The 13824-nt window shown below is 51.6% G+C and carries 16 protein-coding genes; 7 read left to right on the top strand and 9 right to left on the bottom strand.

All coding sequences use genetic code 11. The features are described from left to right. Positions 1-34: 34 nt before the first annotated feature. On the bottom strand, positions 35-451 hold the full coding sequence (locus tag HV302_RS12220; protein WP_131341011.1) for a type II toxin-antitoxin system HicB family antitoxin: 417 nt from the start codon (positions 449-451) through the stop codon (positions 35-37). Positions 452-482: 31 nt separating this feature from the next. Further along, on the bottom strand, positions 483-671 hold the full coding sequence (locus tag HV302_RS12215; RefSeq protein WP_181627388.1) for a type II toxin-antitoxin system HicA family toxin: 189 nt from the start codon (positions 669-671) through the stop codon (positions 483-485). Positions 672-934: 263 nt separating this feature from the next. Between HV302_RS12215 and HV302_RS12210 the strand changes: the two genes are divergently transcribed. The 4 genes from HV302_RS12210 to HV302_RS12195 all read left to right on the top strand — a co-directional run bounded on the left by HV302_RS12210 (position 935) and on the right by HV302_RS12195 (position 3893). Continuing rightward, positions 935-2338, top strand: a complete 1404-nt coding sequence (locus tag HV302_RS12210) for a cytochrome ubiquinol oxidase subunit I (protein WP_016153156.1) — start codon at positions 935-937, stop codon at positions 2336-2338. Further along, positions 2338-3348 carry a cytochrome d ubiquinol oxidase subunit II gene (cydB, locus tag HV302_RS12205; protein ID WP_016153157.1) on the top strand — a complete coding sequence of 337 codons (1011 nt, stop codon included), beginning with the start codon at positions 2338-2340 and terminating at the stop codon, positions 3346-3348. Before HV302_RS12210 ends, cydB begins: the two co-directional genes overlap by 1 nt. Further along, entirely contained in the window at positions 3348-3473 is a 126-nt protein-coding gene (locus HV302_RS12200) for a DUF2474 domain-containing protein (protein ID WP_003020230.1), read from the top strand. The genes cydB and HV302_RS12200 overlap by 1 nt, the downstream gene beginning before the upstream one ends. Positions 3474-3662: 189 nt before the next feature. After that, a complete protein-coding gene (locus HV302_RS12195) occupies positions 3663-3893 on the top strand; it encodes a DUF2554 family protein (RefSeq protein ID WP_016153158.1) in 231 nt (76 codons plus the stop codon). Positions 3894-3896: 3 nt separating this feature from the next. Here the strand turns inward: HV302_RS12195 and HV302_RS12190 are convergent, their stop codons facing one another. After that, a complete protein-coding gene (locus HV302_RS12190; protein WP_181627387.1) occupies positions 3897-5858 on the bottom strand; it encodes a peptidase U32 family protein in 1962 nt (653 codons plus the stop codon). Between the two features lie 79 nt (positions 5859-5937). After that, the gene (locus tag HV302_RS12185; RefSeq protein ID WP_016153160.1) at positions 5938-6474 is read right to left on the bottom strand and encodes a helix-turn-helix domain-containing protein; all 537 of its coding nucleotides are present in this window, start codon (positions 6472-6474) and stop codon (positions 5938-5940) included. A 105-nt stretch (positions 6475-6579) separates the two neighbouring features. On the opposite strand from HV302_RS12185, the gene HV302_RS12180 reads away from it, so the two are divergent. After that, entirely contained in the window at positions 6580-7746 is a 1167-nt protein-coding gene (locus HV302_RS12180; protein WP_181627386.1) for a benzoate/H(+) symporter BenE family transporter, read from the top strand. Here HV302_RS12180 and HV302_RS12175 read toward each other — a convergent pair. Continuing rightward, positions 7729-8598, bottom strand: coding sequence for an AraC family transcriptional regulator (locus HV302_RS12175; RefSeq protein ID WP_046275602.1), 870 nt, complete (start codon positions 8596-8598; stop codon positions 7729-7731). The two genes, HV302_RS12180 and HV302_RS12175, sit on opposite strands and share 18 nt — an antisense overlap. 184 nt (positions 8599-8782) lie before the next feature. Between HV302_RS12175 and HV302_RS12170 the strand changes: the two genes are divergently transcribed. After that, the gene (locus HV302_RS12170; RefSeq protein ID WP_016153163.1) at positions 8783-9691 is read left to right on the top strand and encodes a DMT family transporter; all 909 of its coding nucleotides are present in this window, start codon (positions 8783-8785) and stop codon (positions 9689-9691) included. 35 nt (positions 9692-9726) lie between these two features. Here HV302_RS12170 and HV302_RS12165 read toward each other — a convergent pair whose 3' ends face one another. The 3 genes from HV302_RS12165 to tehA form a co-directional block, all read right to left on the bottom strand. Then, the gene (locus tag HV302_RS12165) at positions 9727-10401 is read right to left on the bottom strand and encodes a DUF3313 domain-containing protein (protein ID WP_019076834.1); all 675 of its coding nucleotides are present in this window, start codon (positions 10399-10401) and stop codon (positions 9727-9729) included. Between the two features lie 155 nt (positions 10402-10556). Beyond that, the gene (gene tehB, locus HV302_RS12160; protein ID WP_181627385.1) at positions 10557-11153 is read right to left on the bottom strand and encodes a tellurite resistance methyltransferase TehB; all 597 of its coding nucleotides are present in this window, start codon (positions 11151-11153) and stop codon (positions 10557-10559) included. After that, entirely contained in the window at positions 11153-12154 is a 1002-nt protein-coding gene (gene tehA / locus HV302_RS12155) for a dicarboxylate transporter/tellurite-resistance protein TehA (RefSeq protein WP_181627384.1), read from the bottom strand. Before tehA ends, tehB begins: the two co-directional genes overlap by 1 nt. 113 nt (positions 12155-12267) lie before the next feature. Between tehA and ydcK the strand changes: the two genes are divergently transcribed. After that, the gene (ydcK, locus tag HV302_RS12150; protein ID WP_181627383.1) at positions 12268-13248 is read left to right on the top strand and encodes a YdcK family protein; all 981 of its coding nucleotides are present in this window, start codon (positions 12268-12270) and stop codon (positions 13246-13248) included. Here the strand turns inward: ydcK and rimL are convergent. Continuing rightward, the gene (rimL, locus tag HV302_RS12145) at positions 13240-13785 is read right to left on the bottom strand and encodes a 50S ribosomal protein L7/L12-serine acetyltransferase (protein WP_016156595.1); all 546 of its coding nucleotides are present in this window, start codon (positions 13783-13785) and stop codon (positions 13240-13242) included. The two genes, ydcK and rimL, sit on opposite strands and share 9 nt — an antisense overlap. Positions 13786-13824 lie beyond the last annotated feature (39 nt).

Below are 13824 nucleotides of genomic sequence, written 5' to 3'. Positions count from 1 at the left end.
AGGGCATTTTTTATAACTGTTATAGTTAACAGTTTTACAACATCGTTACTGACAGCTCCTTGCCTAAGGCGCGTGCAGCTATTTGCACAGCATCAATTTTTGTCGCGTGCTTTAAATCGAACAAACGGGTAATTTCCTGCTTAGGCCTGCCGATCCTGTTTGCCAGCTCCTGCTGGGTGATTTTTGATTCAAGAAAGGCATTTAACAAAAGAACCTTCGACGCAATGCTCAGGGGGATTTCCACATAGTCACCTTCAGCGCCAACCGCCGAAGGTAAAGGAATCGGTTCGTTATCGTCGAAATAGAATTCAAAAGCGGTCACCAATGCAGACTGCGCAGCCTGCAAAGCCCCATGACGGGTTTCGCCCTGGGTTAATGCTTCAGGAATATCCGGGAAGGAAACCACGAATCCACCTTCCACGGCGGGGATTAGATTAACGGGATAACGCATGATTTTTTCAAAATCTCTCATATAATTAACCTCATATTGATGATGACTGTAAACCAAGCTGCTTCAGGATCGATTTTCGCAAGGCTTCTTTTATTTCATCACCAGGATGCCTGGGCATAACGCTACGCCTTTCCTGATACCTCAACTTCAGATGATTTGAGCCGTTTGTAACAGCCACTCCCTGAGATTCAAGCCAGCGTCTGAACTCACTTTGCTTCACTGCGCCTCCCTGTCGTCTATTATACGCACAAAGTAAACATTTATGATTACCTTTTCATTACCTCGCTAGTGATAGCGTAAAATCACTCGCGTGGGGAGGACGCGATTCAATAACAGGAATCCAGGTTCCAGATTTCATATCAGCCAGGCTAACCTATAACAGCACGACAACTGTTATGGTTAAAAAGAACTGTTCTGTTTCTGCCTTCCATTGCTTCGCAGCCTTAGAATTGCGCCAAATCAATTTTGCCTGCGGAGCTAAGCATGTTCGGTCTTGACGCGTTTCACCTGGCGAGGATCCAGTTCGCGTTTACGGTATCCTTTCACATCATCTTTCCGGCGATTACCATTGGCCTCGCCAGTTATCTGGCGGTGCTCGAAGGGTTATGGTTAAAAACGAAAAATCCGACCTGGCGCTCGCTATACCATTTCTGGTCGAAAATATTCGCCGTAAACTTTGGTATGGGCGTGGTTTCCGGGCTGGTGATGGCTTATCAGTTCGGCACGAACTGGAGTGGTTTTTCTGAGTTCGCCGGTAGCATCACCGGGCCGCTGCTGACCTATGAAGTATTAACCGCCTTCTTCCTCGAAGCGGGCTTCCTCGGGGTAATGCTGTTTGGCTGGAACCGGGTTGGCCCAGGGCTTCACTTCTTCGCGACCTGTATGGTTGCGCTGGGTACTATTATTTCTACCTTCTGGATCCTCGCCTCCAACAGCTGGATGCAAACGCCACAGGGCTATGAAATTGTTAACGGGCAAGTCGTTCCCGTCGACTGGTTCGCCGTGATTTTCAATCCGTCATTCCCTTATCGTTTGCTGCATATGTCCGTTGCCGCCTTCCTGAGCAGCGCGCTGTTTGTCGCGGCTTCAGCCGCATGGCATTTATTGCGCGGTAATAGCACGCCAGCAATTCGCGCTATGTTTTCAATGGCGCTGTGGATGACGTTAATCGTCGCTCCGCTGCAGGCCTTAATTGGCGATATGCACGGGTTGAATACGCTGAAGCACCAGCCTGCAAAAATTGCGGCGATTGAAGGACACTGGGAAAATCCGCCCGGTGAACCGACCCCGCTGCTGTTGTTCGGCTGGCCGGATATGGAGCAGGAGCGCACCCGCTATGGGCTGGAAATCCCGGCGCTGGGCAGCCTGATCCTGACTCATAGTCTGGATAAACAGGTCCCGGCGTTAAAAGAATTTCCGAAGGAAGACAGGCCCAATTCCACCATCGTGTTCTGGTCGTTTCGCATTATGGCAGGGTTAGGCATGCTGATGATCCTGCTGGGCGCGTTTGCCCTGTGGCTGCGTTATAAGGAGCGGCTATACACCTCACGTCCTTTCCTGCGCTTTGCATTGTGGATGGGGCCCTCCGGTCTGATTGCCATCCTTGCTGGCTGGGTGACCACCGAAGTTGGCCGTCAGCCGTGGGTGGTTTACGGTTTGCAACGTACGGCGGATGCGGTTTCCGCACATGGTGATTTACATATGAGCATCAGCCTACTGTCTTTCTTTGTGGTGTATAGCTCGGTGTTTGGCGTGGGTTACAGCTACATGATCCGCCTGATCCGTAAAGGACCACAGGAAGATGAGCCGACCATTCCACCAACAGGCACGCCGGCACGGCCGCTTTCTGCTGTCGTTCTCGATTCTCAACCGGAGGCACACCGCTAATGGGTATCGATTTATCAGTTATCTGGTTTGTAATTATCGTGTTCGCCACGCTGATGTATATCGTGATGGACGGTTTTGATCTCGGGATCGGTATTTTATTCCCTGCGATTTCGGATGCGGATGACCGCGATGTGATGGTCAACAGCGTCGCCCCGGTATGGGACGGTAATGAAACCTGGCTGGTGTTGGGTGGCGCCGGATTATTCGGCGCTTTTCCCCTGGCCTATGCGGTGATTGTCGATGCGCTGACGATCCCGTTGACCCTGATGCTCATCGGCCTGATATTTCGCGGCGTCGCGTTTGAGTTTCGCTTCAAAGCCACGCCGGCGCATCGACCATTCTGGGACAAAGCTTTTCTCGGCGGTTCAATCCTCGCGACATTCACTCAGGGTATAGTGGTCGGTGCCGTACTCAATGGATTTTCCGTCACCGGACGCAGCTACAGCGGCGGTCCTTTCGACTGGCTTACCCCCTTTACCCTGTTCTGCGGCGTGGGCCTGGTTGTAGCCTACGCCCTGTTGGGGGCAACATGGCTGGTGATGAAAAGCGAAAATCCGTTGCAGGATAAAATGCGCTGCGTGGCAAGAAAACTGCTGCTGGCGATGCTGGTTGTCATTGCCATTATCAGCCTGTGGACGCCGCTGGCGCACAGCGCCATTGCCGAGCGTTGGTTTAGCCTGCCCAATCTGTGGTTCCTGATGCCGGTTCCGCTCCTGGTTGCGCTGATTAGCCTCTGGCTGTGGCGCTCGCTGGGTCAGCAAAACAGCCATACGCTGCCTTTTGTATTGACGCTGGGGCTGATTTTTCTCGGGTTCAGCGGGCTGGGGATCAGTATCTGGCCCCACATCATTCCACCGTCCATTACGCTGTGGCAGGCGGCAGCTCCGGCGCAGAGTCAGGGCTTTATGTTGGTTGGCGCGCTGCTGATTATCCCGATAATCCTGGTGTACACCTTCTGGAGCTACTACGTTTTCCGCGGCAAAGTTCAACATGGTGAGGGGTATCATTGATGCAACAAACAATCTGGAAACGCCTGATGTGGCTGGTGATCCTCTGGGGCGGCAGCGTGCTGGCCCTGGCCGCCGTTGGTATGTTCTTTCGTCTCCTGATGACGGCCGCCGGATTTAAATCCTGATTCTCTCCCTGATAACAACCGGGCAGCGCTGCACTGCCCGGTTGTGACAAATCCCAACGTTATCTAAACAAAAATGTAAAAAACATCGAAATGACAAAACAGAGATTGTCATTAACCCGATTAAAATATTGAATAGTCACCTGGCGAAATTATCGTCAATTCCGCAGCTAACGTACCAGAGGGTGCATGATGTTTAAGAAAGGGTTAACGGTGTTATTGCTGGCCAGCGCGCTTTTTTCCGGTCAGCTTCTCGCTACTAATCAGGGACATGAATATCTTCAGGTGCAGGATGCCGATCACTTATTACGACACACGGCCGACAGCGATGAACTACGAATGACGGCGGAAGAATCCGCCGCCGATCTTCGCGAACACCATTACTGGCAAAAATCACGCAAACCCGATACACATCAGAGCTAACCGTTAGCTTTTACGCTTTGGCAACGTTTTCAGCAGTTCTTCAGGGCTGACGGAAGCCACCACGCTGCCCGGCAACGGCATCTTCAGAATGTGATGTTTCATCTTGCCGATCACGTGCATTTCGCACGGTCGGCAATCAAATTTCAGCGTCAGGACCTCATCGCCGTTAACCAGCTGCATCGGCGTGGCTTTCCAGCTTTTGATATTTCCTTTCGCCTGTTTCGGACACAGGTTAAACGCAAAACGCAGGCAATGTTTGGTGATCATCACCGGCACATCGCCCTTTTCTTGATGCGCCTCATAGGCGGCATCAATCAACTGCACGCCATAACGGTGATAAAACTCTCGCGCTTTATGGTTATAGACGTTAGCCAGAAAGCTCAGATGCGTTTGCGGGTAAACCGGCGCCGGCTGGGCAACCGGTTTACGGCGACCGCGCTGATAGTTTTGCAAACGAGCTGCATCCAGCATGTCGACCGCTTCACGTCGCAGCTGATTCAGTTGACCGTTCGGCACGAACAATGCTCCCGGCAGATTCACCTGAATATTACGGGCGTAATACAGCGTTTGTCCCAGTTTTGCCAGGCCATCCTGCAGGTTGCTCAACGCTTTTTCTGCATTGTTCGCTTCCTCAAACTGGCCGTCCAGCGTATGGGTGATACTCACCCCCTCCTCACTGGTGAGCGTCAGGATCAACTGTTCCTGCCAGCCGCCCAGCTCAATATCGACCGCGACGCGGCGTTCGCTGGAGGTTTTGGTCAACGCTTGCTGCCAGTTATGATCGAGATTGCGGTTCAGCGGATGGTTGGCGCGCACTTTGTGCAGATCGGCGGGCATTTCATTCGGCCACACCCGATAACGATTGTGCCCCGTTTTTTCAACGGTATTGGCGCGAAATCCGACGACCTCACGCTTGATTAACACGTTCAGACCATCCCCGTTGGCCAGCGGTTCTGCTACCTCAACATCGAGATGATCTTTTGCCACCTTCAGGACTTCGCCAACCGGCAGACCGATGAACTTTGGTGAGTCGAATGCGCCGATATCCCCCTTACGGGCATTCACAAAATAATCGGTGCTGCCGCGATGGAAGGTCTTTTCCGTGGATGGAGTAAAGAAATGTTCGGTACGCCCGGCTGAAGAACGTGCAAGATCGCCGCGCTCTTCAATAATGGCGTCCAGCATCTGACGATAATGCGCGGTAATATTCTTCACATAGCTCATGTCTTTATAGCGCCCTTCAATTTTGAAGGAGCGCACGCCTGCGTCAATCAACGCGCCGAGGTTGGCGGTCTGATCGTTATCTTTCATCGACAGCAGATGTTTTTCATAGGACACCACGCGCCCCTGATCGTCTTTCAGGGTATACGGCAGGCGACAAGCCTGAGAACAGTCACCGCGGTTAGCGCTACGTCCGGTTTGCGCATGTGAAATATAACACTGGCCTGAATAGGCGACGCACAGCGCACCGTGAATGAAAAATTCAATAGTCGCATCCGTAGCCTGATGAATGGCGTTTATCTGCTCAAGGCTCAGTTCGCGCGCGAGGACAATTTGGGTGAATCCGACGTCAGAAAGAAACTTCGCCTTCTCGACGCTGCGAATATCACATTGGGTGCTGGCGTGCAGCTCAATGGGAGGGATATCCAGCTCCAGAATCCCCATATCCTGCACAATCAGGGCGTCAACGCCGGTCTGATACAGATCGGTAATTAATCGCTGTGCGGGCTCCAGCTCATCATCATGCAAGATTGTATTTAGCGTCACAAAGATTTTCGCCCCGTAACGATGCGCAAACGGCACCAGTTCGGCGATATCTTTCAGGCTGTTACTGGCGTTATGACGCGCGCCAAAACCCGGTCCGCCAATGTAAACGGCGTCAGCGCCGTGCAAAATGGCTTCACGTGCAATGGCGGTATCCCGGGCCGGGCTTAACAATTCAAGGTGATGAGGCTGCTGGCGCATACAGTTGTTACCATCCACAAGTGGTAAAAATGGCGGCTATTGTAGTCACAAGCGCGGATTTTCGGAATAGTTTTCCCGACTAACCGCGCGGGTAATGGATCAGGGAATGAAAGTGAACCGTTTGTTCGCTACTGTTACGGTAGCTATGCGCCCTGTCTCCCGCAAAACGCACCCCCTCGCCGGATTTCATGGTGCGCCACTGCCCCTCAATACACATATCCAGCAGCCCATTTATCACCACCACGTGCTCTATAACGCCGGTTTCATGCGGAGTCGATTCACTGAGTGCGCCAGGTGCCAGCTGTATCGAAAAATGATCGAAGCACAGCTGTGGGTCCCACGGAAACAATGGCGTGACGACCATCGCCTGCTGCTGGGGATCGAATGTTGGCGCGCCGTCTGACTCTGGCGGTGAAATAAACGTCGAGAATGGCACGTTCAGTCCGGTGGCAATTTTCCACAATGTCGCCACCGTTGGGCTGGATTCATTGCGCTCAATCTGCCCCAACATGGCTTTTGACACGCCGGTTTCCTCCGCCAAACGTGACAGGCTCCATTCCCGCTGGTGACGTAGCGTGCGGAGCGTTGTGGCCAGATAGTGGGTTAAGTTTTCCATTTTTCGCCTTCCTGACTCTCCTTTCTCAAGGCTACAGCTTAGCACTTGTACGCTATAACGCACAGTGCTACATTGATTGACCGTTATAACGCACACGGAGTGACTATGCGCGCATTCTCCATCCCACTATTCACCGTATTATCGGGTTTTGTGGCTGTCCTGGTCGGTTACGCCAGCTCGGCTGCCATTATCTGGCAAGCGGCCCTGGCCGCAGGTGCGACCACCGATCAAATCGCGGGCTGGATGACCGCGCTGGGGATTGCAATGGGCGTCAGTACGCTGGCGCTGACGTTATGGTATCGCGCTCCTGTGCTCACGGCCTGGTCAACACCTGGCGCCGCGCTGCTGGTTACGGGTCTGCACGGGGTATCGATTCAGGATGCTATCGGCGTTTTTATCGTAGCTAACGCGTTGATTGTGCTGTGCGGCATAACCGGATTGTTTGCCCGTCTGATGAAAATAATCCCCCACTCACTGGCATCAGCCATGCTGGCCGGGATCCTGCTGCGCTTTGGTCTGCAGGCCTTTAATAGCCTCAACAGTGAGCTTATTTTGTGCGGTAGTATGCTGGTGGCATGGCTGGTATTTAAAGTCACAGCCCCACGGTACGCGACGATCGCCGCGATGCTGGCGGGTATCGCTATCGCGCTAATAAAAGGTGACATTGTCACAAGCGGAGTGAATTTATCGCCGGTCATGCCTGCGTTTATTGCCCCACACTTTTCATTTGCCCACAGTATCAGCATTGCGCTACCGCTGTTTCTGGTTACCATGGCTTCGCAAAATGCCCCAGGTATTGCCACTATGAATGCGTCGGGCTATTCATTACCCGTTTCACCGCTCATTATCTTTACCGGTCTGCTGGCGCTGCTGTTTTCGCCGTTTGGCGTCTACTCCATCTGCATTGCCGCCATAACCGCCGCAATTTGCCAAAGTCCCGAAGCGCATCCTGATGCCAAACGACGCTGGCTCGCCGCCGCCGCGGCTGGCGTCTTCTATCTTCTGGCTGGGGTGTTTGGCGGTTCAGTCACAGGACTAATGGCGGCACTGCCCGTAAGCTGGATCCAGATGCTGGCCGGTCTGGCCTTGCTCGGGACGATTAGCGGTAGTTTGTATCAGGCGTTGCATAATGAAGCGGAACGCGACGCAGCCATCGTTACGTTTTTGGTCACGGCCAGCGGCCTGACGTTATTGGGGGTTGGATCTGCATTCTGGGGGCTGGTCGTAGGCGGTATCTGCTACGCCGTGTTGACGTTATTTCGCCGCACGTAGCTGCGTTGGCGTTTTACCGGTTACCTGTTTAAACCGGTTACTAAAATGGCTTGCCGAACTGAATCCGCAGGTCATCGCAATATCTGACAAACTGCGTGAAGTGTAACAGACCAGATGCTGCGCCAGCGCCATACGACGTTGCATCACGTACTGATGCGGTGCCATATTCATCGACTGGCGAAACATTCTGGCAAAATGGAATTCGCTAAGCGCCGCCTCGCTAGCCAGATCGTTCAGGGTGATTGGGTACGCCAGATGCGCGTCAATATAGGCCAGCACGTTACGCAAGGTGACGGGCGCGAGTCCCCCGGTGACGGTGGGCAGTCGCCATTGGACGTTGCTGTAATGCTGGATCAGATGCGTTAACAGTAGCGAAGATGCCGCGCTGAGCGTGAGGTGATTGGCCGGTTGCTGCCAGTCGTTATCAAGCAGAAACTGACGGTAAACCGCCGTGATCCCCGGGTCACTGCCAAACGTGTGCTCGTCCAGCGTGAAGCTATAGGGGCTTTTATCCCAGACTTTTTCACCCACTTCGCGTAGATGTTCGTCGGTACAATAGAGATGAACAAAGGAAAGATCGTCGCGGATATCCCAACTTGACTCGCTCTCTTTCGGCATCAGGCAAAAACGGTCCGGTCCGCCGCCATTCTTCCAGCCCCCCGCCGTTTTGTGGTAACTCTCGTAGCCATCCGCGATATATAAACTGAGCGTATGGTGATCGCAATACTGGGTGATGGTATCGCGCTTGTTTGACCAGGCCGCCAGTTGGATCCCTGAATGTAACGCAACCGATTCATGCAGCACGGCATTATGTTTGCGTAAGTTTTCAAAGGCATCGTAGGGCTGAGGCATACCATCACATTCAAAATAAGTTAGCAGGCTTTCAGTCTATAACAGCCACATATTGTTAACAGCTTCCTTTTCGCTTTTACGCTAAAAAAGCGCAAGATTTTGCAAGTCCGCCGCAAACTGATGAAAGCCTCCTGCCGCCAGACATGACACAGTGTGAACCTGAATCCAAAAAAGAGAGAGTTGTATGAACGCACTGTTGTACTGCCTGGTGGTGGTAATTTGGGGAACGACATGGATTGCGATTTATTTGCAGCAGGGCCCGGTTTCTGCGCCGGTTTCTATCTTTTGGCGCTTCGCCGTTGCCAGTTCGCTGATGATAGTGATCCTGCTGGTTAGCGGTAAATTACGCAAACTGTCTGGTCGCGATCATCTGTTTTGTCTGTTACAGGGTGGATGCGTTTTTTGCTTCAACTTCTGGTGTTTTTATACGGCTGCGGCCTGGATTAATACCGGCCTGGAGTCGGTGATTTTCTCAATGGCCGTCCTGTTCAATGCGGTCAATAGCTTCATCTTTTTTGGGCAAAAACCACCGCTGCGTTTCTATATAGCAGCCGGTCTTGGACTGACGGGCATTGTGACTCTGTTCTGGCAGGATTTGCTCAACAGCGGATTCAATCATTCCTTGCTGCTGGGTATCGGCTTAAGCGCCCTTGGAACCTTCGGTTTCTCATTGGGTAATATGATCAGCATGCGTCACCAGAAAAAAGGGCTGGAAGTGTTAACGACCAACAGTTGGGCCATGCTGTACGGCACGCTGTTGATCGCTGCCATTGCGCTGATGCGCGGGGACAATTTTACGCCACAGTGGACATTCAGCTATCTCAGCGCGCTGTTATATCTGGCTATTTTTGGCTCAGTGATTGCTTTCGGCGCTTATTTCACACTGGTAGGTCGCATTGGTCCCAGTAGGGCGGCATACAGTACCCTGCTTTTCCCGCTGGTTGCGCTAACGCTGTCAACATTGTATGAAGGATACGTCTGGCAAGTTAACGCTATTGCCGGATTGGTATTGATTTTACTGGGGAATATGGTGATGTTTGCCCGACCAGAAGTGCTGATGGGTAAACTATTCTATCGACGCCGGGTGGCATAAAAAAAACGCACCATCCTGAGATGGTGCGTTGATTATTATTGTGGTTTTTTGTTCACGTCAAACATGGTGGCATCCGTCGCCATGTCATCAATAACTTTCTTCAACGTTTCGAACGCCATCGGCGTATTTTCGTTGCTCAGATCTTTACCTTCACCCTTACGTACAACTTTAATTACCGGTTTATTGGTCGCAGCATCAATCAACTCACCCTCGAAATAGAGGTTGGTATCCATGGTACGGTGACCCGTTGCCATTTGTGTTCCCGCAACGAGTAGCGCAACCGGGATCACTTCATAGAACTGCAGTCCTTCTTTGCTCGTTGCAACACCGGTAATCGCTCCGCGGAAAATCAGGCTACGTGGCCCAGGGGTAGTAACCAGGGGCTTACGCTTGCTGATGGCGGATTTCAACTGGGTATTGGTGTAGGTCAGCAGTTGATCAAGAACCTGCTGCCCTACCTGCGTGGTAGGTTTAGGAACCGGATAATACGTTACCGGGTTATATACAATGTTGTCATATTTGGATTCGTTGTAGCTCGGATCAACCCAACGGAGTACGGTTTGTCCCGATGCTGATTGTGTTTCCTTCAAATCAGAGTAATTTTTTAAAAACCCAGAATATTTATCCGGCGCAGTCACTTTTGACGCACAGCCGGATAATGCCAACAAGCCAGTAAGCACTGCAACTTTAAATAAAGTTTGAGTACGCATGAAACGATCCCTTTAGTTTTCGCAATGATGCTTAAAAAGCATAGCAAAACCGTTTCATTTTGGATGTACTAAAAATGGTAAACACCGCACAATTTTCTCTCTACGCCCGGCACAAAAAATGCTGAGCGCAGAAAGAGTTAACCCGGGCGGGAGGTTCAGGCAGTTTTGCGTGCCAGCATTGTGGCAAAGCGCAGTTTAATTCGATTACCGTTTTCATCCGTACGATGAAGTTCACCCACGTCTTCGTTATATTTCAGCAGATCCCATCCGCTGTAATAATTGCGCAATTCTCCGGTTTTAAACGCGAACGGGAAACCCACGGTACACGGAAAATCATCGGTATCCATCGCCGCGACAATTAAGTTATATCCGCCCGGTTTAGTGCAACGCTGCATATTTTCAATAAGGCCAGGGATAGTTTTGGCTTCAAGGAACATCAGCACAACGGTAGAAAGAATAAAATCATATTCGCCATCAAAGTGTAATGCGTTGAGATCCGAGACGTTCGCGTGCAGATTGGTCAGCCCTTCCGCCGCTTTTATACGCTCAAGGTTAGCGATGCTCATGGGATTTTTATCCCATGCTGTCACGTCATAACCGTTTGCCGCAAGGTACAGGCTGTTACGACCGTTACCGCAGCCCAGGTCTAACGTTTTACCTGGCTTAACAATGTTTGCCGCTTCAACAACATCGGAATGCGTACGAGTTAAATCGTATTTCTCAGTAAAGTAGTTTTCGTCGCAAAGGGTCATTATTTATCCTCAGATTTCAGTAACGCAGCACGCTCCGTGCGGATGAGCAGTTTCCCCTGCATCAGCAATGCAAACGTACGTACCAGTAATAATGCAATGATAAAATTGGTAAAAATAAACAGTGGGATCGACAGCGTATGAAAAAATCCTGACTCGCTACCGTGGCCCAGATGCAGCCCTGTTGTTGCCAGAGCCGACACGCCAAACGAGAAGCTCCAGAAAGACGCATTAAATGGCTGTGACAAATACCACGGCATGAGCCGTAGCATGAACAAAAGTTGCAGCAGACCATAGCCGAACAACATTTTGGCTAACGTATCGCCCTCGCCGCCGTTGACGCTAAGCCAGGCGCTGCAGGCGACCAGCGCAGGCGCCAGTTGAATGCCAAGTGAAGTACGTAACACCGCAGGCAACTCGCCGCAGCTACGTAAACGTTGCAGAATCACCGGCTCCAGGCTGAGCCAGGAAAAAACCCCGGCGCCTAAAAACACCAATCCTGCGTCGTTGAAACCCAGTGCGCCACAGGCCATTGCACTGATAAAGTTATTGGCGACGGTCGGCAGATACAGACCCGGCGTGGTGGCTTCCTCTGGATGCGATCCACGCCACAACCCTGCCGTTTGCCAGGCGGCGTAGGCCAGCTGTATCACCACGCCAATGCTGAACAACCCAATCGCCAGCGGTCGATACCACGGGACAAAACCAATCGCGACCAGCATCGTTGTGGCCGGAAACAGACTGACAAAACTGCTCATCACCGGGTGACGAATTTCCGCCAATACGCTATGCGGAAAACGCAGTAAACGGCTCAGAAAAGCCAGCGTCAGCAGCCCCCAAATGACCATTGCGAGGATCACTAAACCTTCGCCAATCAAGTGACTCACTGGCCACACCTGACTGGCATAACGCCACGCAAACCCCATCCCAATGATGCCCAGTACCATGCCAAAATAACCGGCCGGAAGATTGAGGACCCGCTCACTCTGTTTGTTCTTACTCATTTTGTTTATTTTTTAAAGTATATTTGAAATGCATTTTATGGAATTTCCGCTGATTTAGCCAGTGCGGAAAACTTTGCTACGTTTAACTAAGGTGCGCAACATGGAAATGAGCTATGACCAAATATCGTCTCAGCGATGAGTCTCGATCCTTTAGTTACCAGGATAATGGCAATAAAAAAAGCGTATTACTACGCCAAATCATTGCGCTCACTGATTTTAATGATGTCCAGGCCGGTACGCCCGGTGGTTGGATCGACAATGAAAGCGTGCTGTCACAAAGCGGTGATTGCTGGATTTACGATGAAAACGCGCTCGCATTTTCCGGCGCGACGATTACAGGAAACGCCCGCATTACACAGGCAAGCGTGGTCAGAGATGGCGCGCAAATTAGCGATGACGTGTGGATTGACCAGGCTGAAATCAGTCATAACGCGCAAATACGTGACAACGTCACCATTCAGGATTCTGTGGTTCGCGGCGAGTGCCTTGTCTTTGGTGATGCGCGCGTGGTGTGTGACTCTGAAATCATCGCCGCCAGGGGGCTAACCCGTGAAAGCGACCAGCTCCTGCAAATTTATGATCGGGCTTTTGTCAGCCACTCACGAGTGGTGCATCAGGCGCAGATCTATGGCGATGCGAAAATCAACTATGCCTTTATTGAACATCGGGCGGAAGTTTTTGATTTCGCACAGGTGGAAGGTAATGAAGAGAACAATGTCTGGATTTGCGATTGCGCCAAAGTCTATGGATATGCGCGCGTCATCGCCGGGAGTGAAGAAGATGCCATACCTACCCTACGCTACAGTTCGCAGGTGGCGGAGCACGCGGTAGTTGAAGGTAACTGCGTGCTGAAACACCACGTGCTGGTCGGCGGTCATGCGCAATTACGCGGTGGACCGCTCCAGTTAGACGACCACATCCTGATTGAAGGCCACGTCTGCGTGCTGGGCGAAGTGCTGATCGAGCATCACATTGAGATAGCCGGTCAGGCGCATATCCAGGCGTTTGATGGCGATACCATTCACCTACGCGGACCGAAAGTGATTAACGGTGAACAGCGCATTACGCGCACGCCTATCGCAGGTTTATTCTGAAGAGCCATCAATGATGCGGGCGTAGAGATTCACATCATAGTAATCACCATTAAGGAATTCCGCCTGTTGCATACATCCTTCCAGTTGGAAGCCATTACGCAGCGCCACCTGATTGCTCTCAACGTTTTCTACGCGACATTTAATCACGAAGCGGCGAATCTCCTGACGCTGCGCATAATGATGAATTAAGGCCTGTAGCGCCTGGGACATGATGCCTTTACCCTGATGCTCCTCATCCAGCCAGTAGCCGATATAAGCCGCTTTGTTCAGCGGTTCTATCTGGTTAAACGAGATAACCCCGACCACATTTTCTTGCGCAAAAATCAGGAACATTTTGGCGTAACCGCGCTGGTGCAACATCATATTGCCCTGCACATTCTTGCGGGTGTCCTCCTCAGAGGCAACAAACTGCGGCCAGTTCAGCGACTGCTGGAGCCAGCTTTTATTTTTAAGCACCAACTGATGCAGAGGCGTGACGTGTTGCTCTTCTACGGCACGCAGTTCCAGCGTGTCGTTGATGGTAATCACTTCTGACATTTTCATTCCATTATGATGGTTAAGCAGGCCACCCTGCTC

Origin of the sequence: Citrobacter sp. RHBSTW-00859 (assembly GCF_013729795.1) — a bacterium.
Taxonomy (GTDB): domain Bacteria; phylum Pseudomonadota; class Gammaproteobacteria; order Enterobacterales; family Enterobacteriaceae; genus Citrobacter; species Citrobacter braakii.
This window is presented reverse-complemented; position numbering and strand designations above follow the sequence as displayed.

Coding starts and splice junctions, on each gene's coding strand:
- cydB (WP_016153157.1), top strand. CDS start 2,338: ATGGGTATCGATTTATCAGTTATCTGGTTTGTAATTATCGTGTTCGCC.
- tehA (WP_181627384.1), bottom strand. CDS start 12,154: ATGAGTAAGAACAAACAGAGTGAGCGGGTCCTCAATCTTCCGGCCGGT.
- tehB (WP_181627385.1), bottom strand. CDS start 11,153: ATGACCCTTTGCGACGAAAACTACTTTACTGAGAAATACGATTTAACT.
- HV302_RS12170 (WP_016153163.1), top strand. CDS start 8,783: ATGAACGCACTGTTGTACTGCCTGGTGGTGGTAATTTGGGGAACGACA.
- HV302_RS12220 (WP_131341011.1), bottom strand. CDS start 451: ATGCGTTATCCCGTTAATCTAATCCCCGCCGTGGAAGGTGGATTCGTG.
- HV302_RS12195 (WP_016153158.1), top strand. CDS start 3,663: ATGTTTAAGAAAGGGTTAACGGTGTTATTGCTGGCCAGCGCGCTTTTT.
- HV302_RS12180 (WP_181627386.1), top strand. CDS start 6,580: ATGCGCGCATTCTCCATCCCACTATTCACCGTATTATCGGGTTTTGTG.
- ydcK (WP_181627383.1), top strand. CDS start 12,268: ATGACCAAATATCGTCTCAGCGATGAGTCTCGATCCTTTAGTTACCAG.
- HV302_RS12185 (WP_016153160.1), bottom strand. CDS start 6,474: ATGGAAAACTTAACCCACTATCTGGCCACAACGCTCCGCACGCTACGT.
- rimL (WP_016156595.1), bottom strand. CDS start 13,785: ATGTCAGAAGTGATTACCATCAACGACACGCTGGAACTGCGTGCCGTA.
- HV302_RS12175 (WP_046275602.1), bottom strand. CDS start 8,598: ATGCCTCAGCCCTACGATGCCTTTGAAAACTTACGCAAACATAATGCC.
- HV302_RS12210 (WP_016153156.1), top strand. CDS start 935: ATGTTCGGTCTTGACGCGTTTCACCTGGCGAGGATCCAGTTCGCGTTT.
- HV302_RS12190 (WP_181627387.1), bottom strand. CDS start 5,858: ATGCGCCAGCAGCCTCATCACCTTGAATTGTTAAGCCCGGCCCGGGAT.
- HV302_RS12165 (WP_019076834.1), bottom strand. CDS start 10,401: ATGCGTACTCAAACTTTATTTAAAGTTGCAGTGCTTACTGGCTTGTTG.
- HV302_RS12200 (WP_003020230.1), top strand. CDS start 3,348: ATGCAACAAACAATCTGGAAACGCCTGATGTGGCTGGTGATCCTCTGG.